Here is a 19,084-nt window from a genome sequence, read left to right on the forward strand (position 1 = left end):
TGCCCTCCTGTGCTCAGTCCGGGGCGTCGAGCCGGAACGCCTCCAGCTCGCGGCCGTACCACCGGGTGGTGCGGCCCAGCGGTTGCATGCCCAGGCGGCGGCAGACCGCCAGCGAGGGCTCGTTCCCGGGCTGGACCACGGCGAAGACCTCCAGCAGCCCGTCCTCGAAGGCCTGGTCGACCACGGCGCGGGCCGCCTCGGTGGCGTAGCCGCGGCCCCAGCTGTCCGGGTGCAGGTGCCAGCCGACCTCGACCTCCCCGACACCGTTCGGCAGCGGCTTGAGCAGCACCGTGCCGGCCGGCGGGCCACCGGCCAGCGGATCGATCGCCCAGCAGCCGTGGGCGGCGTCGAGCTCGTGCACCAGCCGCCAGCGCTCGACCAGCTCCACCGGGAGCACCGTCGGCGGGCCGCCCAGCCAGCGGGTCACCTCGTCCCGGCCGTAGATGTCGGCCAGCCGGGCGAGGTCGGCGTCCTCCGCCGTCCACGCGCGCAGCCGCAGCCGGCCCGTGCGGAGCAGTTCCACCCCGGGGGAGCTACCGCCGTCCGCCGTCCCGGAAACCCGGCTCGTGAACGTCCTGGCTCACCGCACGTGCTCCTGGCTCACTCCGTGCGGTGAGCCAGGAGCAACGATGATCAGGCCGGCTGATCCCGGGCCGTCAGCCCACCGGCTCCAGGACGCCCACGCGCTGGGCGGCCCACCATGCGCGGCCCTCGGCGGGCAGCGTGTGGATCGGGTCGTAGTAGGCGTAGCGGCGGTCCAGCGCGGCCTCGTCCGTGCGCTCGATGCCGGTGCGGTAGTTCTTCGTCCAGTAGCTGATGCCGCGCTCGCGGTCGTACTCGGCGACCTGGTGCACCCAGCGCTTGCCGACGTAGGGCACGTCGCAGACGATCCGTGGTGTCGCGAAGCCGGGCAGGTAGCCCATGATGTCGTGCTGCAGCGTCTGCGCGGTGGCCAGCGGGACCCGCCAGTGCTCGGCGCTGGGGATCATGTCGCACATGTAGAAGTAGTAGGGCGTGATCGAGGCGCCGTCGAGGAGCGCGAAGCACAGGTCCAGCAGCTGGCCGGCGGTGGCGTTGACCCCCTCGAGCAGCACCCCCTGGTTGCGCACGTCGCGCACCCCGGCGGCCAGCAAGGTCTGCACCGCCTCGGCCACCAGCGGGGTCACCGACTGGGCGGCGTTGACGTGGGTGTGCACGGCCAGGGAGACCCCGCGCGCGCGGGCGGTCGCCGCCAGTCGGCCCATCCCCTCGACGACCTCCGGCTGCAGCCAGTGCTGCGGCAGCCCCATCAGCGCCTTGGACGCCAGCCGGATGTCGCGGACCGACTCGATCTCCAGCAGCCCGGCGACGAAGGCCTCCAGGTTCTTGAACGGCAGGTTGGCCACGTCCCCGCCGGAGACGACGACGTCCCGGACGCCGGGGGTCTCCCGCAGGTACTGCAGCATCGCGCCCTGCCGGTCGACCGGCTTCAGCGCGAACTTCAGCTTCGGGACGGCGGGGGTCGAGTTGCCCACCAGGTCCATCCGGGTGCAGTGACCGCAGTACTGCGGGCAGGTGGACAGCAGCTCGGCGAGCACCTTGGTCGGGTAGCGGTGGGTCAGCCCCTCGACCGCCCACATCTCGTGCTCGTGCAGTGAGTCGCGGGCGGCGTAGGGGTGGCTGCCGGCGTCGCCGGGGAGCCGGTCAGAGGCGACCGGGAGCATGTACCGGCGCACCGGGTCCGCCAGCATCGCCGCGGTCGTCGGCACCGCCGCCGGCACCATGGTGTTGAGCATCTGCGGAGGCAGCAGCAGCGACATCGTCGCCCGCCCGGCCTGGTCGGCCTCGACGTCGGCGTAGAAGGACTCGTCGAGCAGGTCGCCGTAGACCCCGCGCAGCTGCCGCACGTTCTTCACGCAGTGCGACCGCTGCCACTGGGCGCTGCGCCAGTCCTCGTCGGTCACCGCGGCGAAGCCCGGCAGCCGACGCCAGTCGGGCTCGACGAGCTCGCGCGCGGTGTACTCGTAGGGCTGCTCCAGCACGAGGGTCCTCCCGGACGTCGGTGACTCGGCGACTGTACGGGAGGATGTCACGTTGACAGCTCCATCGACGATAGGTTCTCCTGCGTCGGGCCCGGATCGACGGAAGGAGAGCATCGGTGCTCAGCACGCTGCAGCGCAGTCTCGGGGTGCACCGGGTGCTCGAGCCGGTGGGGGTGCTGCCCCAGGCGGCCCGGCGACTCGACCCGGACCCGCAGCTGGGCCCGGACGAGGTCCGGATCGCCGTCCGCCGGCTCAACCTCGACGCCGCCTCCTACCGGCAGCTGTCGGAGGAGCACGCCGGGAACGGCGCGGCGGTGCGGGCCGCGGTGCTCGGCATCGTGGAGAGCCGCGGCAAGATGCACAACCCGGTCACCGGCTCCGGCGGCATGCTGATCGGCGTCGTCGACGAGGTCGGCCCGGACTCGCCGCTGGGGCTCGAGCCCGGTCAGCGGGTGGCCAGCCTGGTCTCGCTCACGCTGACCCCGCTGCAGATCACCGACGGCCTCGCCGGCTGGGACGGCCGCAGCGAACAGGTGCCGGCCACCGGCACCGCCGTGCTGTTCGCCCGGTCGATCGCGGCGGTGCTCCCCGACGACCTCCCGGAGGAGGTCGCGCTGGCGGTGCTCGACGTCTGCGGCGCCCCCGCGGCCACCGAGCGCGTGGTGCACCGCTCGGGGCACCGGCCCTCGGTCGCCGTCCTGGGGGCCGCCGGCAAGTCCGGCTGCCTGAGCCTCGCCGCCGCCCGCGACGCCCGCGCCGGGCGGCTGACCGGGGTGGTCCGCGACGACCGGGAGGCCGACGCGCTGCGCTCCGCCGGGCTGGCCGACGTCGTGGTGGTCGCCGATGCCACCGACCCGCTGGCGGTGGCCGAGGCGATCGGGGCGCCGGTCGACGTCACGGTGGTCTGCGTCGACGTCCCCGGCGCGGAGCACGGGGCGGTCCTCGCGACGGCCGACGGCGGCACCGTGGTCTTCTTCTCCATGGCCACGTCGTTCTCGGCGGCGGCGCTCGGTGCGGAGGGGATGGCGGCGGACGTGACGATGCTGATGGGCAACGGCTACACGCCGGGGCACGCGGCCCTGGCGCTCGGGCTCTACCGTTCCAGTCCAGGCGTGCGGTCACTCATCGACCCACGCGTGCGTCATTCGTTCCCTGATGACCCCCGGGTGCGCGCGTGACCTCCCTGCTGGTCCGGGACGTGACGGTCGGGGACCGGCCCGGGCAGGCAGTGCACGTCGTCGACCGGCGGATCGCCTGGCTCGGCGCGGCCGCCGACGCGCCGTCGGCCACGCGCACCGTGGAGGGCGGGGGTGCACTGCTGACGCCGGCGTTCGTGGACGCCCACGTGCACGCCACCGCCACCGGGCTGTCGCTGACCGGGCTGGCCCTGCACGGCGCGGACAGCCTCCGCGCCGCCGTCACCCGGGTCGCCGAGCACGCCACCGCCGCGCCGACCGGCACGGTGCTGGGCACCGGCTGGGACGAGACGGCCTGGCCCGAGGGCCGCGGGCTCACCCGGCACGACCTGGACACCGTGGTGGGGGCGCGACCGGCCTACCTGGCCCGGGTCGACGTGCACTCCGCGACGGTCTCGACCGCCCTGCTGGACCGGGTCCCGGGCATCACCGACCTGCCCGGCTACAGCCCCGACGGCCGGCTGCGGCTGGACGCCCACCACGCCGTCCGGAAGGCCGCCTACGGCTCGGTGCCGGCCGACCAGCGCCGGGCCGCGCAGCGCGCCACCCTGGACGCAGCGGCATCCCTGGGCATCGGCAGCGTGCACGAGATGGCCGGCCCGGAGGTGTCCAGCGCCGAGGACCTCACCGGGCTGCTCCAGCTGGCGGCCGAGCGCCCGGGGCCGCGGGTGGTCGGCTACTGGGGCGAGCTGTCCGAGCGCGGCGGGCTGGACGTCGTCCGCGAGCTGCGGCTGGCCGGCGCCGGCGGTGACCTGTTCTGCGACGGCGCCTTCGGCTCGCACACCGCCGCGCTGTCCACTCCCTACACCGACCGCCCGGACACCGCCGGCAACCTGCGCTTCGACACCGCCGTGCTGGTCGAGCACCTGCGGGCCTGCACCCGGGCCCAGCTGCAGGCCGGGTTCCACGTCATCGGGGACGCCGCGGTCGACCAGGTGCTCGGCGCGGTCGGCACGGTCGTGGAGGAGCTGGGCCGGGACGCCGTCCGGGCCTGCCGGCACCGGCTCGAGCACGTGGAGATGGTCAGCGACGAGGCCATCGACCAGCTGCGCCGCTGGGGGATGGTGGCCAGCGTCCAACCCGCCTTCGACGCGGCCTGGGGCGGTGCGACCGGCATGTACGCCGAGCGGCTGGGTGCCGACCGGGCCGCCGGCTGCAACCCGCTGGCCGACCTCGTGGACGCCGGGGTCGCGGTGGCCTTGGGCAGCGACGCCCCGGTCACCCCGCTGGACCCTTGGGGCGGGGTGCACGCCGCGGTCGACCACACCACGCCGGGCTCGGGCCTGCGCCCCTTCGACGCCTTCGACGCCGCCACCCACGGCGGCTGGGTCGCCGCCCGCGCCGAACACCCGGACGGTCCGCTGGCGGTGAGCGCCCCGGCCGACCTCGCCCTGTGGGAGACCACCGGCACGCTCTCCGCCGTCCTCGCCGGCCGGCAGCGCCCCACCTGCCGCCAGCTCATCGTCGCCGGCACCCCGATCGGAGACCCCCGATGACCCACCCTCGCGCTTTCGCGCGACCAAGTACGCGCGGTTTCGCGCGCGAAAGTACGCCCGGTTCGGCGCGCGAGAGTACGCGCGGTTTCGCGCGCGAAAGCGCACAGGGGGGACGACGGTGACCGTGCTGGAGCTGGACGGTGAGCTGGTGCGCCGGGCGCGGGAGCTGGCCGAGCGGGCGGCGGCGCCGGTGGTCGACCTGGCCCGGACCCACACCACCGTCTCGGTCGAACGCGCAGTGCTGCGGCTGGCCGGGCTGACCGGCACCGACCCGGTGCTCGGGGACGGCGAGGTGCCCTGGGTGAACCGGGTCGTCGACGCGGTGCGGGACCAGGTGGGCCTCGAGCACGGTGTCGCGCTGCCGGTGTGGCACGCCCTGGGCGGCGGCGGCAGCCTGCAGGAGCTGGCCGAGCAGGTGGGCGCGGGCACCGCCCGGTTCAGCATCCCGGCCGACCCGGAGCCCGCCCGCGCGGCCGCCCGCGCCGCCGTCGCGACCGGGATCGCCCGGATCGACGCCAACCGCGCCCGCCGGGACGAGCTGGTCGCGCTGCACGGCGACCCGCCCCGCCGTCCGTGGATCTACCTGATCGTGGCCACCGGCGACATCTACGAGGACATCCCGCAGGCCCAGGCCGCCGCCCGGGCCGGCGCGGACGTCATCGCCGTCATCCGGTCCACCGGGCAGTCGCTGCTGGACTACGTGCCCGAGGGGGCGACCCGCACCGGGTACGCCGGCACCTACGCCACCGGGGAGAACTTCCGGCTGATGCGGGCCGCGCTGGACGACGTCGGTGCCGAGCTGGGCCGCTACGTCCGGCTCACCAACTACGCGTCCGGGCTGTGCATGCCGGAGATCGCCGTCCTGGCCGGGCTGGAGCGGCTGGACATGATGCTCAACGACGCGATGTACGGGATCCTCTTCCGCGACATCAACCCGCGGCGCACCTTCGTCGACCAGCGGTTCAGCCGGATGGTGCACGCCCGCGCCGGGATCATCATCAACACCGGCGAGGACAACTACCTCACCACCGCCGACGCCGTCGACGAGGCGCACACCGTCACCGTCAGCCAGCTGCTCAACGAGACCCTCGCCCACGAGGCCGGGCTCGAGGACTGGCAGCTGGGCCTGGGCCACGCCTTCGAGATCAACCCCGCCGTGCCCGAGTCGTTCCGGCTGGAGCTGGCGCACGCGCTGCTGGCCCGCGGCCTGTTCCCCGACGCACCGCTGAAGTGGATGCCGCCGACCAAGCACATGACCGGCGACGTCTTCGGCGGCTACCTGCTCGACGGGTTCTTCAACCTGGCCGGGGCGCTCACCGGGCAGGGCATCCTGCTGGTCGGGATGATGACCGAGGCCGTCGTCACCCCGTGGCTGTCCGACCGGGACCTGGCGCTGCGCAACGTCCGGTACGTGCTGGAGGCCGCGGGAAACCTGCACGAGGACTTCGCTCCGCCCCGGGGCGGGTTCATCGACCGCCGCGCGCACACCGTGCTCACCGAGGCCGTACAGCTGCTGGAACGGATCGCCGACCACCCGCAGGGGCTGATCCAGGCCATCGCCGACGGCACCTTCGGCATCACCAAGCGGTCCCCGGACGGCGGCAAGGGCCTGGACGGCGTCGCCCGGCTCGCGGCGGACGCCTACAACCCGGCGATGGAGCTGATGGAACGTGTCGATGCCTGAGAAGGGCCATGTTGGCCAACATGGCCCTGGGAACGTCGTGCGGCCCTACGGGGACACCACCGGCGACGGGATGGTGCAGACCTCCTTCACGCTGCCCGTGCCGCCGGGGCCGCGGGCCGAGGGCGCGGCGCTGCAGCTCGCCCACAAGATGGGCATCGAGCCGGCGATGGTGGTGCACAGCCACGGCATCGGCGAGGGGTTCACCTTCTTCGTCGTCTACGGCAGCGTGAAGCACCTGGTCGACCTGGATGCGGTGCACGTCGAGGTGCGCGCCTACCCGCTGCTCTCACCCGGGGAGGTCAACGCCGCCATCAAGACCCGGATGCGGCGGAGCCTGGTCGTCCTGGGGGCCTGCATCGGCACGGACGCGCACACGGTCGGCATCGACGCGATCCTCAACCTCAAGGGCTTCGCGGGGGAGAAGGGCCTGGAGTACTACCGGGAGATGCAGGTGGCCAACCTCGGCGCCCAGGTGAGCGTGCCGGAGCTGGTGCACGCCGCCCGGGCGCGGCGGGCCGACGCCGTGCTGGTCTCCCAGGTGGTGACCCAGAAGGACGCCCACCTGCGCAACACCCGCGAGCTGGCCGGTGCGTTCCGGGAGGCGATGGGGGAGGCGCGCCCGCTGCTGGTGGTCGGTGGTCCCCGCTTCGACCCCGCGATGGCCGCCGAGCTCGGCGTCGACAAGGTCTTCGGCCGGGGGACGACGCCCGGCGAGGTCGCCAGCTACCTGGTGCACGCCCTGGTCCCCGAGGAGGAACCGCTGTGACCGACCCCCGGGTGGGACTCACCGTCACCCATCGCCGTTACGTCCCGTACGCCCATGGCCACTACGGCGGCGACCTGGTCGACGGCGCCTACACGCTGGGGGTGTTCGGCGACGTGGCCACCGAGCTGGCCATCCGGGCCGACGGTGACGAGGGGCTGCTCGCCGGCTACTCCGCGGTGTCCTTCCTGGCCCCCGTTCAGGCCGGAGACGTGCTGGAGGCCTGCTGCGAGGTGGTCCGCGTCGGCCGCCGCAGCCGGGAGCTGCGCTGCTGGGCCGACGTGGTCGCCCGCGCCGACCCGGCCCGCGGCGCGTCGGCGGCCCGGGTGCTGGACCCGCCGCTGCGGGTGGTGGAGGCGACCGCGACCCTCGTCGTCCCGGCGTCCTCCGACGGGACCGGCTGACGGACGTCGCGGTGCGGGGCCCTCGATGTCGGTGCTGTGGCTGTATCACGAACGGGTAACGGACCGCACCGTTGGTCACGACCCGCCCCGGGGTGCTCCGGCGCACGGTCCGGGCTGCCGATGCTGACCTCGTTCCACACCCCGGGAGATCGGAGTGTGCTCCTCCTCGGCCCGAGTCGAGGTGGAGCACCGGACCCGAGGGCGCTCGTCCTGGCTCCCGTCGTCCGCCGTGTGCGGGGCCCCGCGTCACCAGACAACGGTGCAGTGGCCGCAGCCAGCGGCCGGTGCACCGGCCCGAAGGCGCGGGGCACCCCGCACGGAGGACGACGGCCCGCCCCCGGTGGAGTCGCGTCCACCCGCCACGCACGGGGTGGGATGCTGGAGCCGGCCGCGGCGGTGCGCCCGGCCTCGGGTCCCGTGCTCGCGGGGCCCTCGACGTCCCCGGGTGCTGCCCCGGGTCAGGCGAGAGGTGGGGCGTGCCGACAGTGGTGGCGACCGGCACGGCGAACCCGGACACCGGCACGGTGCGGCCGGTGGACGACGCCCCCGTCCGGCGCTGGCCCTGGCGCACGGCGCTCGCCGCCCTCGGCGGCCTGGCGCTCGTGCTGTCCTTCCCCGGCCACGACCTGACCTGGCTGGCCGTACTGGGCCCGGCAGCCCTGGCGCTGGCCGTCCGCGGCCAGCGGGCCCGCAGCGGGCTGTGGCTGGGCCTGGTGCTCGGCCTGGTGTTCATGGTCCCGCTGCTGTCCTGGACCGGCATCTACGTCGGCCCGCTGCCCTGGCTGGCCCTGGCGGTGACGGAGGCGCTGTACTTCGCGCTGCTCGGCGCCGCCGCGGCGGTGACCTCGCGCCTGCCGGGCTGGCCGGTCTGGGCCGCGGCGCTGTGGGTCGCCGACGAGGCACTGCGCGGCCGGTGGCCGCTGGGCGGGTTCCCGTGGGGCCGGCTCGGCTTCAGCCAGGTCGACGGACCGTTCACCGCGCTCGCCGCCTACGGCGGGGTGCCGCTGGTCAGCTTCGCGGTGGCGCTGACCGGCACGCTGCTGGCCGCCGCCGCCCTCGCCCTGGCCCGCGGGCGGACGCGGCGCCGGGTCGCGGTGCTGGCGCTGGTCGGCGCCGTGGCCGTGCCCGTCGCCGGCGTGCTGGCCGGGCTCCCGCTGGCCGGGGCGTCGCTGACCGAGGGTGGCCCGACCCGCACCGTGGCCGTCATCCAGGGCAACGTCCCCCGCGCCGGGCTGGACTTCAACGCCCAGCGCCGGGCGGTGCTGGACAACCACGCGAACCAGACCCGGCAGCTCGCCGCGGCCGTCGCCCGCGGGGAGCAGCCCCAGCCGGACCTGGTCGTCTGGCCGGAGAACAGCTCCGACATCGACCCGTACCGCAACGCCGACGCCGCCGAGGCCATCACCCGCGCCGCCCAGGCGATCGGCGCGCCGATCCTCGTCGGCGCGGTGGTCGAGGGCCCCGGCCGGTTCGTCTCCAACACCGGCATCGTCTGGGACCCGGTCACCGGCCCCGGCGACACCTACGTCAAGCAGCACCCGGTGCCGCTGGCCGAGTACGTGCCCGCCCGGTCGTTCTTCCGCCTGTTCAGCTCCGACGTCGACCGCGTCCACGACTTCGCCCACGGCACCGAGGTCGGCAACCTCGACGTCGGGGGAGCGGCGGTCGGCGATGTCATCTGCTTCGAGGTCGCCTACGACGGGCTGGTGTCCGACGTGGTCGACGGCGGCGCCGGGATGATCGTCGTGCAGACCAACAACGCCACGTTCGGGTTCACCGACGAGAGCGCTCAACAGCTGGCGATGAGCCGGCTGCGGGCCGTCGAGTTCGGCCGCACGGTGGTGGTCGCGGCGACCAGCGGGATCAGCGCGGTCGTCGCCCCGGACGGCTCGGTGGTCCGCCGCTCGCAGCTGTTCACCCCGGACACGTTCGTCGAGGAGATCGCCCAGCGGGACTCCCGAACCGTCGCCGAGCGGCTGGACGCCGGCCCGGAGTGGGCGCTCACCGCCCTGGGGGTGGGTGCCGTGCTCGCCGCCGTCGTCCCCGCGCTGGCCCGCCGGCGGCCAGCTCGCCGGGCCGTCCGGTGACGGCGCCGTCCGCGCTGGGCCCGGTCCTGGTGGTCGTCCCGACCTACGACGAGATCGGCAACCTGGGCGCCGTCCTCGACAGGCTGCACGCCGCCGTCCCCACCGCGCACGCCCTGGTGGTCGACGACGCCTCCCCGGACGGCACCGGCGAGCTCGCCGACGCGCGGGCGGCGGCCGACGAGCGGGTGCACGTGCTGCACCGCGCCGCCAAGGCCGGCCTCGGCCCCGCCTACGTGGCCGGCTTCCGCTGGGCCGCCGAGCGCGGGTACGCCGTCGTGGTGGAGATGGACGCCGACGGCTCCCACCCGCCGGAGCGGCTGCCCGCCCTGCTCGCCGCCCTCGAGGACGCCGACCTGGTGCTCGGCTCGCGCTACGTGCCCGGCGGCTCGGTGGTGGACTGGCCGCCGCACCGGCTGGCGCTGTCCCGGGCCGGGAACCTCTACACCCGGTGGGCACTGCGCCTCCCGCTCGCCGACGCCACCGGCGGTTTCCGGGCCGCGCGGATGGAGCTGGTGTCCCGGCTGCCCTTCGACGAGGTGGCCAGCCAGGGCTACTGCTTCCAGGTGGACTGGGCCTGGCGGGCGGTCCGGTCGGGGGCCCGGGTGGTCGAGGTGCCGATCGCCTTCAGCGAACGCACCGTGGGCCGGAGCAAGATGAGCAGCTCGATCGTTACAGAAGCACTGGCACGGGTGACCTGGTGGGGAGTCCTGGACCGGTTGGCCGATCGGCTGCCGGGCCGGGTGACCCGTCCCGTGCCGGGACGTGCCCGAGGTGGGCGGCGGACGCAGGTGCTCCGGTAGGGAGCACCTCCCGCCCTCCGGGCAGAGGAGGAGCGCACATGGCCACCGCCTACACGGCGCCGCGCACACCGGCAGGCAGGACGTCCTCGCGGCTGCGGACGGCGATCGGGCTGGGAGCACTGGCCGAGGTCGTCGTCTACGTGCTGGTCGCGTCCTGGATCGGCATCGGCTGGACGATCCTGGCGACGCTGGCCACCAGCGCCCTCGGCTGGGCGTTGCTGGCCCGGCAGGGCACCAAGGCGCTCGGAGAGCTGCGCCAGCGCGCCGCCGAGCACCGCGCCCCTGGCAGGGCGCTCGGTGACGCCGGCCTGATCGCCCTCGGCGGGCTGCTGATGGTGCTGCCGGGCTTCATCGGCGACCTGCTCGGGCTGTTGTGCCTGCTGCCTGTCACCCGGGCGCTGCCGCGGATGCTCATCGCCCGCAGCGTGGCCAGCCGGCTCCCCGACGCGATGCGCGGGCCGGTGCGGGTGCGGTCGGTGCGCACCGAGCCGGTGACCGGTCCTGCGGAGCCCTACCGGGCCGGTCCGGCCACCCGGGTGATCGAGGGTGAGGTCGTGCCCGACGAGCGCCCCTGAGGCGGACGCACGAGAGCCCCGGTGGACCTCGTCCACCGGGGCTCTCGTGTGTGGTGCTGGAGCTGTGTCAGCTGGCGCGGGTCCGCCGGCCGCGGAGCACCTCGAGGCGCTCGGCGAGGACCTCCTCGAGGTCGTCCACCGAGCGGCGCTCCAGGAGCATGTCCCAGTGCGTGCGCGGCGGCTTCACCTTCTTGGGAGCGGGCTCGGCACCGCCGACGAGCTTGGCGGGCGACCCGTCGTACTTGCACTCCCACGTGTCGGGGAGTTCTGCGTCATCGGCGAAGGGCACCGTGACGAGGTGGCCCTGGGGGCACCGGTACTCGGCGTACTGCCGCTCGATGGGCGCGGTGTTGCGCTCGGTCTCATAGCTCACGCTGCCCAGTCGGCTTCCGCGTAGCGAACGCTCGCCCATGGCACACCGTCCTCTCGTGCTGATGTCGGTCAGTTCTGGACTGCCCGGGCTGCCGCATGCTCACGCATCCGGTGCGGGGTGTCGCAGGGGTCAACGACAGATGAAGGAATTGGATTCCTCGCCGTCAGCGGTCGATCATCCCACATGGTGAGAGATCGGGCCTCCCGCACCCCCATCGGGGTGAGGTGGACGGCGCCAGCGCCCCCTGGCCGGGTCAGCGCAGGGCGAGCTGCCCGGGGCCGGTGGGGGTCGGCTCCAGCAGCCCACGGACGTAGTGCCGGCGGCAGAGCACCTGGTAGCGGACGTCGTCCCCGTCGCCGGCACCCGCGGTGACCTCGGTCGAGGGGACGGGCGCCGGGGCGGTGTCGGCCACCACCACCGTGGCGCCCTCCCGCACCATCCCGCCGCCCACGACCCGGGCGTTGAGCAGCCCGGGGAGGCCGCACCAGCACAGCACCTGGACCTGCACCCGCTGCACGTCGTCGGCGAGCTCGAACAGCCGCTGGGTGCCGGTGAACAGCCGGGCCCGGAAATCGGTGGTCAGCCCGAAGGCGTAGACGTCCACGTGCGACTCGTCGACGAGCTCGGCCAGCTGCTCGACCTGCTCCCCGGTGAGGAACTGCGCCTCGTCGACGATCAGGTAGTCGACCCGGTGCCCGCCGGCCCAGCGGGCGCGGACCAGCAGCCGGACGTCGGTGCCCGGGTCCAGCTCGACGGCCTCGCGCCGCAGCCCGACCCGGGAGCTGATCTGCGGCGTCCCGGAGCGGTCGCCCTGGGTCAGCAGCAGCCCGTGCCGGCCCTGCCGGCTCTGGCTGTGGTCGACCTGCAGCGCCAGCGTCGACTTCCCGCAGTCCATCGGGCCGTGGAAGAAGACCAGGTGCGCCGGCGCCGGGTGCCGGCGGCGGTCACCGGAGGCGGGGACGGCGTCGGGCAGCAGGGGAGTGGGGGTCACAGGCGCTCCGGGGGTGTGTTGCCGGCCGCCACGATCGCCCGGCGGAGGTCCAGCTTCGCCAGCAGGACGCCGCCGACGACGAAGAAGACGACCAGGCTGACGATCGCGTACCGGTAGGAGTCGGTGAACTGGTAGGTGAGGGCGAACAGGAAGGTGCCCAGCCAGCTCGTCCCGCGGTCGGAGATCGTGTAGAAGCCGAAGTACTCCGCCTCCTTGCCCGGCGGGATGAGCTGGCTGAACAGCGAGCGGGACAGCGCCTGCGTCCCGCCCAGCACGAACCCGATGACGACGGCCAGCAGGTAGAACTGGGTGGCCTCACCCGCGGTCAGGAAGCAGGCGGCCACCAGGACACCGACCCAGACCACCAGCGAGCCCAGGACGGTGCGCACCGCGCCGACGGACTCGGCGATCCGGCCCATCCCGCGCGCACCGACGAAGGCGACCACCTGCACCAGCAGGATCGCCGACACCAGGGTGGTCTGGGACAGGTCCAGCTCCTCGGAGCCGAACTGCGCCGACACCGTGATGACCGTCTGCACCCCGTCGTTGAACAACAAGTAGGCGCCCAGGAACCACAGGGTCAGCGGGTAGCGCCGCATGTCCCGCAACGTGCTCCGCAGCTGCCCGACGCTGGCCCGCAGGGCCACCGACGTGCTCGGCACCGCCGCGCCGTCGACCGGGCGCCGGTTGCGCAGCAGCGCGATGCTGACCACGGCGAACCCGGCCCACCACACGCCCGCCGAGGACAGGCAGATCCGCACCGCCTCGGACTCGGTCACCTCGAGCGACTCGTACTGGGTGTACAGCGCCAGGTTGGCCGCCAGCAGCAGCGCACCCCCCAGGTAGCCCAGCGCCCAGCCCCGGCTGGAGACGGCGTCCCGCTCGTCGGGCCCGGCGAGGTGGGGCAGCCAGGAGTAGTAGACGACGGTCGCCGCGCCGAAGGCGATGTTGGCGACGATGAACAGCGCCGACCCCAGCAGGTACCCGTCGCCGGCGACGAAGAACAGCGCCATGGTGGCCAGCGACCCGGCCAGGGTGGCGGCGGCCAGCAGCTGCCGCTTGCGCCCGGAGCGGTCGGCGACGGCCCCGGTCAGGGGCAGGACGGCGACCTGCAGCACCACCGACAGCGACACCACGTACCCGAACAGGCTGCCCGGGGGGATGCTGATGCCCAGCGGGTGGATCCGGCCGTCGGCGTCGGCGGCCGCCTCGGCGACCGAGGTCAGGTAGGGCGCCAGGAAGACGCTGATGACGGTCGTGTTGAACGCCGACATGGCCCAGTCGTAGGAGTACCAACCGAACCGTTCGCGGCGCAGCGCCGGGTCGACAGGGGCAGCGGGCCGGTCGGCCTTCGAGGTCGCGCTCACCGGCGCAGGGTGCCAGCCGGCGGGGGACGGTGCCAGCATCCGGCGGTCACGGGATGTCGTCCGGCACCACGCCGCCGGGGAAGGCGGCGACCGCCGTCGTCGGCCGGGTGTCGTCGGCGAAGCCGATCCGGTCGGTCGGCTCACCGGCGCGCAGCGGCGCCAGCCCCCGGGTCACGGCCGCGTCGATCCGCACCCGGGCCCGGTTGGCGTCACCGATCCGCCCGGGCCGCAGGTCGTCGAAGTGCACCGGCGGGCCGATGTGCACCCGCAGCGCGGGCTGCCGCCACAGCGCCGACAGCAGGGTGCGGACCTTGCCCCAGTCGGTGCGGTACTGCAGCACCTCGTGCGCGCCCCACTGGCTGACCGGGATCACCGGGACGCCGGCGGCCAGCGACATCCGGGCCAGGCCGGTGCGGCCGCGCTCGGGCCAGCCGTCCGGCGTCAGCCCGATCCGGCCCTCCGGGTAGGTCACGACGTGCCCGCCGGCGCCCAGCGCGACCTCGGTCACCCGCAGCGCCTGCGGAGCGAGGTGGGTGCCACGCTCGACCCGGATCCCGCCGGACCGCTCGAGCAGCGGGCCGATCACCGGTGCCGCCAGCAGGCCGCTCTTGACCAGGAAGCGGGGCCGGACGCCGGCCCGGTGCAGCGCGACGCCGATGACGAAGGTGTCGAAGTCGCCGATGTGGTTGACCGCGAGCAAGAGCGGCCCCTCGCGCCACTCCGCCGGGATGCCGCCGGTGACGTGCAGGCGGCCGAACAGACCGGGGACCCAGCCGAACCAGGTGAGCACCAACCGCCAGAACCACCAGTGCGGCGCGGCGGCGATCGCCAGCTCCCGACCGAACCAGGCCGGGTCCTCGGGCTGCACCAGGTGCTGCAGGTCGGCCGGCAGCGGCGGCGGGGTGGGCCGCCAGTCCCGCAGCCGGCTCACGCGCCGGTCCACTGGCCGCGGGCGACCAGCAGGTCCCGGAGCATCGCGGGGCGGTCGGTCATCACACCGTCGACGCCCAGGTCGAGCATCTCGGTGGCCTCCGCCCCACTGTCGACGGTCCAGACGTGGACCTGCAGGCTGCGCGCGTGCGCCGCGGCGATGAACCGTTCGTCGACCAGCGGACGGCCACCCAGCTGCAGCGGGACCTGCGCGCAGCCGGCCTGGATCCGCACCAGCCCGGCGGCCCGCGGTGAGTACGAGGACAGCCGCAGCGCGGCCACCCCGCGCGGGCCCAGCGAGGTGCACACCTCGGGGCCGAACAGCCGCCGGGCGGCGGCCACCCGGGCATCGGAGAAGGAGGCCAGGCAGACCCGGTGCTCGGCCTTGAGCCGGCGGATCGTGCGGACCAGCGGGGCGAGCACACCGGCGGCCTTGATGTCGAGGTTGAACCGGACGTCGGGCCAGGCGCCGAGCAGGTCCTCCAACCGCAGGATGGGCTCCCGCCCGCCGATGAGCGCGGTCCGCACCGTGGCCCAGGGGAGGGCGTCCACCCGTCCGGTCCCGTCGGTGATCCGGTCCAGCGTCGGATCGTGGAAGACGACGAGCTGCCCGTCGGAGGTCACCCGGACGTCGGTCTCCAGGTAGCGGTACCCGAGGGCCACGCACGCCTCGAAGGCCGGCAGGGTGTTCTCCAGGTGCTCGATCGCCCCACCGCGGTGCGCCATCGCCACCGGGGTCGGCCCGTCGAGGAACGCATAACGCGAGCCGGCCACGCCCCCACGCTAGTGCGGAGGTCGGACGGCGTGTCGAGGGGTCATGGACGTCGGCACGGGCGTGTCCGCCCAGACCTGTCAGGGGTGACGTCTACCGTCGCTGCCGTGGCAGTGGAGCAGAAGGCCGAGGTCGAGCGGCGCGTCCGGCCGACCCCCCGGACCCGGCGTGCGCAGGTCGAGGAACGGCGCTGTGGTTGGTGCCGCAGCGTCCTCCCGACGCAGGAGTCGGTCGGGCGGCCGCGGTTGTACTGCGGGCAGGCGTGCCGGCAGCGGGCCTACGAGCAGCGGGCGGCGACGGCCAAGGCCGGGCTGTCCGCCGACGTCGTCCTGGTCACCCGGGCCGAGCTCGACGGGCTGCAGGATCGGCTGTACCAGCTGCGGTGCGCCATCGAGGACGTGCAGACCCTGCTGACCGAGAAACCGACCAAGGCGGAGCTGGAACGCTCGCTGGCCGACCTGGTGCGCTCGACCGGCCGGCTGGACCGGCTGTGGCTCAACGGCAAGCAGGCCAGCTGACCCGACGGCCTACGTCACTGTGACGCAAGTCACCGTGTCAGGTTTCGGGTCGGTGTGCTCAGCCGCCGTTGTCGCGGTCGGAGTTCTCGTTGCGGTCGGAGTTGCTGGTCGAGTCCACCTCGTTGCTGTCGTTCTTGGGCAGGTTGCCCTGGGAGACGCCGCCCGGGTCGGAGCCCGAGGTGTTCTCGGCGGTGTCCTTCGGGGTCCCGGTGTTGGCCTCGGGTGCAGCCTGACACCCCACCAAGGCCCCACCGGAGACGAGCGCGAGCGCCGTCAGCAACCCCGCCATGGAGCGTCGGATGTTCATGCCTCGACCCTAAGGACGGTTCGCCGCCGCCGCCCGTCGGAACGGACTCAATGCACCCCATTCCGTCAGCGTGACGTTTTAGGGTCGGTTCAGCTGCACCAGGCGGATCGGCGGCCGAGGCGCGACGAGGCCTTGCGGGCGCACCGAGGTCTGACTGGCAGGGCCGGCGGGCACGGGACGACTGTGGGGGAGCCGGCACCCATGCACGGACCGGCGGATCGTCGGACCCGACCGGTAGGTCTTGCCCAGTGACCGAGGACTACCGACGCCCGCGACCCATCCTGCACACATGCGATGGAAGCAACCTTGCTCAGTGTGAATGCGCTGCAGCACGTCGCAGGGAGAACGCCCGCGCGCGTCGAGCCGCGAAGACGGCTGCCAACACGAAAGCCCGCGAACAACGCCAGGGGGAGCGTTGGGCCACCGAGCCCATCCCGCAGCCACGCAAAGTGATCATGATCCCCCTGCAGCACACATGTGACGGAAACCTGCCCCCGAAGCAGTGCGAGTGCTACAGGACGTGGATGCGTGAATACCAACGACGGAGGCGGGCCGGCGTCGATCGACCGGTGGACGTCAATCGTCGGCACAACCTCTGGCGGCTCTACCGGATCACACCCGAAGAGGTCGAAGCTCTGCGCGCAGCCCAAGGTGGTCGGTGTGCCATCTGTCAGCGTCACGAGGACGAGGTGGTCCACAACTCTGGGGGGCGCCCGCGACTCGACGGCACACCTGCCGCCAAGAGCGGTCTCGTCGTTGACCATTGCCACCGGCGTGGCAGTGTCCGCGCGCTGCTGTGCTCACCGTGCAACCAAGGACTCGGACACTTCGACGAAGATCCAGCGCGTCTCAGAGCAGCAGCTGACTGGCTGGATGGCCTGTAGTCCTCGTTGTCCGATAATCGACATTATGTCAAGTAGAGGACGAGCGGGCCGCTTCCCCGATCCGGTCGACCACCATGAGGAAGGCGTCGTACTGCCGCGTCTCCTTCTGCCGGGCGCGCGGGTCGTCGTCGAGCAGGAGCTCGATCTCTGCCAGTCGGAGCGCTCGGAGGAACGCGCTGCCAGGCATCAGCCGGAACTTCACGTGAGCTGAGCCGTCGGGCCGCCGTCTGACGTCCATGGCCCGCAGCTCCGCAGCAAGATCGTCCAGTTCCTCACCGAAAACGAGTGCTTCTCCCATGCCAGCACGCTAGGAGTTGACACCGACAGTTCCGGGCGTCAGTCGTCGTCGCGGACCAGGCAGAACGGGTGGCCGGCCGGGTCGATGAGCACCCGGACGTTCTCCTGCGGCTGCGCGTCGGCCACCGTCGCGCCCAGGGTCACCGCGTCGTCGACCGCTGCGTCCAGGTCGCCCACCTGGAAGTCGAAGTGCATCATCGGCCGCTGCTCCCCCTCGACCGGCGGCCACACCGGCGGCCGGTAGTCGGTCGCCTGCTGGAACACACGTAGATCGACCCCTCGGGGGCCATGAGGATCGTCGTCCCCGGTTCCTCGTGGCCGACGGGCCAGTCCAGCAGTGCCGCGTAGAACCGGGCCAGGGCACCGGGGTCCGGCGCCTCGATCGCCGTCCCCCACCACATGCCCGTCATCCGTGACCGCATGGCCGGCAGCCTCGTGCACCGCTCCGGTCCTGTCCACGTCACCCGGCGGTCGAGCCCCGGGCATCCTGGTCAGACCTGGTCCGGGTGCGGCACCGCGCGGAGGTCGAGTTCGTCGATCCCGGAGAAGTCATCGGGGTTGCAGGTGTACAGCGGTACTCCCTCGGCGATCGCGGCGGCTGCGATCAACGCGTCGTAGGCGCGCGCTGCCGGCTTCCGCCCGGCCGAGCGCAGCGACGCAGCCACGCGCCCGAAGGCCCGCGCAGCACCCGCATCGAAGGCGAGGGGTTCGAAGTCGGCCTCGGCCTGCTGGAGGTGGGCCTGCCGGGCGGCCCGATCTCTCGCCGTGCGGGCCACGTGCGGACCCACCGAGAGCTCGGCCAGTGTCACCGCACTGATCACCGCCTCGTCCGGCAGGACAGCCGGGTCCGGCAGTCGACCGAGGAGGATGACCGTCGAGGTGTCGAGCATCCCGCGACCGTCTGCGGCGCTCACAGGTCGGCGTCCAGCAGGGCGTCCAGGTCGCGGCGGAGCGCCGCGGGATCCAGCTCGGGCAGGTGACGACGTCGCGCCACCAGGTCCGCGGACGACGGAGCCCGCCGGGCGCGCGGACGCAGCTCGGCGACTTCGGCACCGTCCCGGGTGACGATGACGGCGACCCCGCGGGCGACGCGGTCGAGCACCTCTCCCCCGTGGTTGCGCAACTCGCGGACCGACACCGATTCCATGGCGGGATTGTATCACCGGTGATACATGAGGGGGCCGGGTCGACGTGGATGAGTTCGTCCTGCTCGGACGGTCTGAGCTGGTACCCCGATGAAGCGGAGACCTTCGTGCCCAGCAGCGTCCTGCCCATGCTCGTCAGCCGCGACCTCCCCCGGTTGGCCACCTTCTACCGGGACCTGTTCGGTGCCGTGGAGACCGAGCGCGTCCCGGCCGAGGAGCCGACCTTCTACCTCGGCCTGCGGATCGGGGACTCCGACCTCGGCCTGGTCTCCGACGCCGACGCGCCCGAGGGTCCGCAGCGGATGCTGCTGAGCATCGCCGTCCCCGACGTCGACGCTCTCCTCCCCCGGGTGTCCGAGCTCGGCGGGCGGGTCGAGGGGCCGCCGAACGACATGCCGTGGGGCCAGCGGGTGGCGCACGTCCAGGACCCCGACGGCAACGCCGTCAACCTCACCCAGCAGCTCTGACCCGCCA

23 protein-coding genes are annotated in these 19,084 nt (G+C 73.6%); 11 read left to right on the forward strand and 12 right to left on the reverse strand.

The genetic code is table 11. The features are described 5' to 3' along the window. Window positions 1-13: 13 nt before the first annotated feature. Both FHL79_RS06520 and FHL79_RS06525 read right to left on the reverse strand, forming a co-directional pair. Window positions 14-523 carry a GNAT family N-acetyltransferase gene (locus tag FHL79_RS06520; RefSeq protein WP_138757802.1) on the reverse strand — a complete coding sequence of 170 codons (510 nt, stop codon included), beginning with the start codon at window positions 521-523 and terminating at the stop codon, window positions 14-16. 133 nt (window positions 524-656) lie between these two features. Next, the gene (locus tag FHL79_RS06525) at window positions 657-2,021 is read right to left on the reverse strand and encodes a KamA family radical SAM protein (RefSeq protein ID WP_138757803.1); all 1,365 of its coding nucleotides are present in this window, start codon (window positions 2,019-2,021) and stop codon (window positions 657-659) included. Between the two features lie 116 nt (window positions 2,022-2,137). On the opposite strand from FHL79_RS06525, the gene kdd reads away from it, so the two are divergent. The 8 genes from kdd to FHL79_RS06565 all read left to right on the forward strand — a co-directional run bounded on the left by kdd (window position 2,138) and on the right by FHL79_RS06565 (window position 11,026). Continuing rightward, window positions 2,138-3,199, forward strand: coding sequence for an L-erythro-3,5-diaminohexanoate dehydrogenase (gene kdd, locus FHL79_RS06530; protein WP_138757804.1), 1,062 nt, complete (start codon window positions 2,138-2,140; stop codon window positions 3,197-3,199). Continuing rightward, window positions 3,196-4,713: an amidohydrolase gene (locus tag FHL79_RS06535; RefSeq protein ID WP_138757805.1), complete on the forward strand. Its 1,518-nt coding sequence runs from the start codon at window positions 3,196-3,198 to the stop codon at window positions 4,711-4,713. Before kdd ends, FHL79_RS06535 begins: the two co-directional genes overlap by 4 nt. Before the next feature lie 118 nt (window positions 4,714-4,831). Then, a complete protein-coding gene (gene kamD / locus FHL79_RS06540) occupies window positions 4,832-6,397 on the forward strand; it encodes a lysine 5,6-aminomutase subunit alpha (RefSeq protein WP_138757806.1) in 1,566 nt (521 codons plus the stop codon). 37 nt (window positions 6,398-6,434) lie between these two features. Then, window positions 6,435-7,163 (forward strand): lysine 5,6-aminomutase subunit beta, encoded by a 729-nt coding sequence (kamE, locus tag FHL79_RS06545; RefSeq protein ID WP_246080438.1) that lies wholly within the window; start codon window positions 6,435-6,437, stop codon window positions 7,161-7,163. Continuing rightward, complete coding sequence (gene kal / locus FHL79_RS06550) at window positions 7,160-7,564, forward strand: 3-aminobutyryl-CoA ammonia lyase (protein ID WP_138757807.1); 405 nt, start codon at window positions 7,160-7,162, stop codon at window positions 7,562-7,564. Before kamE ends, kal begins: the two co-directional genes overlap by 4 nt. A gap of 476 nt (window positions 7,565-8,040) precedes the next feature. Continuing rightward, complete coding sequence (gene lnt / locus FHL79_RS06555) at window positions 8,041-9,651, forward strand: apolipoprotein N-acyltransferase (protein ID WP_138757808.1); 1,611 nt, start codon at window positions 8,041-8,043, stop codon at window positions 9,649-9,651. Beyond that, a complete protein-coding gene (locus tag FHL79_RS06560) occupies window positions 9,648-10,451 on the forward strand; it encodes a polyprenol monophosphomannose synthase (RefSeq protein ID WP_138757809.1) in 804 nt (267 codons plus the stop codon). Before lnt ends, FHL79_RS06560 begins: the two co-directional genes overlap by 4 nt. A gap of 38 nt (window positions 10,452-10,489) precedes the next feature. Continuing rightward, the gene (locus FHL79_RS06565; protein WP_138757810.1) at window positions 10,490-11,026 is read left to right on the forward strand and encodes an FxsA family protein; all 537 of its coding nucleotides are present in this window, start codon (window positions 10,490-10,492) and stop codon (window positions 11,024-11,026) included. Between the two features lie 67 nt (window positions 11,027-11,093). On the opposite strand, the gene FHL79_RS06570 is transcribed toward FHL79_RS06565, so the two are convergent. From FHL79_RS06570 to FHL79_RS06590, 5 genes are all read right to left on the reverse strand, one after another. Beyond that, a complete protein-coding gene (locus tag FHL79_RS06570) occupies window positions 11,094-11,438 on the reverse strand; it encodes an RNA polymerase-binding protein RbpA (protein WP_026845509.1) in 345 nt (114 codons plus the stop codon). Window positions 11,439-11,652: 214 nt separating this feature from the next. Continuing rightward, on the reverse strand, window positions 11,653-12,390 hold the full coding sequence (locus FHL79_RS06575) for a thymidine kinase (RefSeq protein WP_138757811.1): 738 nt from the start codon (window positions 12,388-12,390) through the stop codon (window positions 11,653-11,655). Further along, complete coding sequence (locus FHL79_RS06580) at window positions 12,387-13,757, reverse strand: MFS transporter (protein ID WP_138757812.1); 1,371 nt, start codon at window positions 13,755-13,757, stop codon at window positions 12,387-12,389. The genes FHL79_RS06575 and FHL79_RS06580 overlap by 4 nt, the downstream gene beginning before the upstream one ends. Window positions 13,758-13,803: 46 nt before the next feature. Further along, the gene (locus FHL79_RS06585; protein ID WP_138757813.1) at window positions 13,804-14,688 is read right to left on the reverse strand and encodes a lysophospholipid acyltransferase family protein; all 885 of its coding nucleotides are present in this window, start codon (window positions 14,686-14,688) and stop codon (window positions 13,804-13,806) included. Then, the gene (locus tag FHL79_RS06590; protein WP_138757814.1) at window positions 14,685-15,461 is read right to left on the reverse strand and encodes a glycerophosphodiester phosphodiesterase family protein; all 777 of its coding nucleotides are present in this window, start codon (window positions 15,459-15,461) and stop codon (window positions 14,685-14,687) included. Before FHL79_RS06590 ends, FHL79_RS06585 begins: the two co-directional genes overlap by 4 nt. Before the next feature lie 105 nt (window positions 15,462-15,566). On the opposite strand from FHL79_RS06590, the gene FHL79_RS06595 reads away from it, so the two are divergent. Further along, window positions 15,567-15,977 (forward strand): hypothetical protein, encoded by a 411-nt coding sequence (locus FHL79_RS06595; RefSeq protein ID WP_246080440.1) that lies wholly within the window; start codon window positions 15,567-15,569, stop codon window positions 15,975-15,977. 58 nt (window positions 15,978-16,035) lie between these two features. Here FHL79_RS06595 and FHL79_RS06600 read toward each other — a convergent pair whose 3' ends face one another. Beyond that, window positions 16,036-16,284, reverse strand: coding sequence for a hypothetical protein (locus FHL79_RS06600; protein ID WP_138757815.1), 249 nt, complete (start codon window positions 16,282-16,284; stop codon window positions 16,036-16,038). A gap of 524 nt (window positions 16,285-16,808) precedes the next feature. Between FHL79_RS06600 and FHL79_RS26425 the strand changes: the two genes are divergently transcribed. Next, window positions 16,809-17,168 carry an endonuclease VII domain-containing protein gene (locus tag FHL79_RS26425; protein ID WP_369333684.1) on the forward strand — a complete coding sequence of 120 codons (360 nt, stop codon included), beginning with the start codon at window positions 16,809-16,811 and terminating at the stop codon, window positions 17,166-17,168. A gap of 28 nt (window positions 17,169-17,196) precedes the next feature. Here FHL79_RS26425 and FHL79_RS06610 read toward each other — a convergent pair whose 3' ends face one another. The 4 genes from FHL79_RS06610 to FHL79_RS06625 form a co-directional block, all read right to left on the reverse strand. Continuing rightward, on the reverse strand, window positions 17,197-17,466 hold the full coding sequence (locus FHL79_RS06610) for a hypothetical protein (RefSeq protein ID WP_138757817.1): 270 nt from the start codon (window positions 17,464-17,466) through the stop codon (window positions 17,197-17,199). Window positions 17,467-17,504: 38 nt separating this feature from the next. Then, a complete protein-coding gene (locus FHL79_RS26580; protein ID WP_246080442.1) occupies window positions 17,505-17,729 on the reverse strand; it encodes a VOC family protein in 225 nt (74 codons plus the stop codon). A gap of 227 nt (window positions 17,730-17,956) precedes the next feature. Continuing rightward, window positions 17,957-18,355: a type II toxin-antitoxin system VapC family toxin gene (locus FHL79_RS06620; protein WP_138757818.1), complete on the reverse strand. Its 399-nt coding sequence runs from the start codon at window positions 18,353-18,355 to the stop codon at window positions 17,957-17,959. 20 nt (window positions 18,356-18,375) lie between these two features. After that, the gene (locus FHL79_RS06625; protein WP_138757819.1) at window positions 18,376-18,612 is read right to left on the reverse strand and encodes a type II toxin-antitoxin system Phd/YefM family antitoxin; all 237 of its coding nucleotides are present in this window, start codon (window positions 18,610-18,612) and stop codon (window positions 18,376-18,378) included. Between the two features lie 105 nt (window positions 18,613-18,717). On the opposite strand from FHL79_RS06625, the gene FHL79_RS06630 reads away from it, so the two are divergent. After that, complete coding sequence (locus FHL79_RS06630; protein ID WP_218938352.1) at window positions 18,718-19,077, forward strand: VOC family protein; 360 nt, start codon at window positions 18,718-18,720, stop codon at window positions 19,075-19,077. The last annotated feature ends 7 nt before the right edge of the window (window positions 19,078-19,084 follow it).

The organism is Modestobacter altitudinis (assembly GCF_005930475.1).
GTDB lineage: Bacteria > Actinomycetota > Actinomycetes > Mycobacteriales > Geodermatophilaceae > Modestobacter > Modestobacter altitudinis.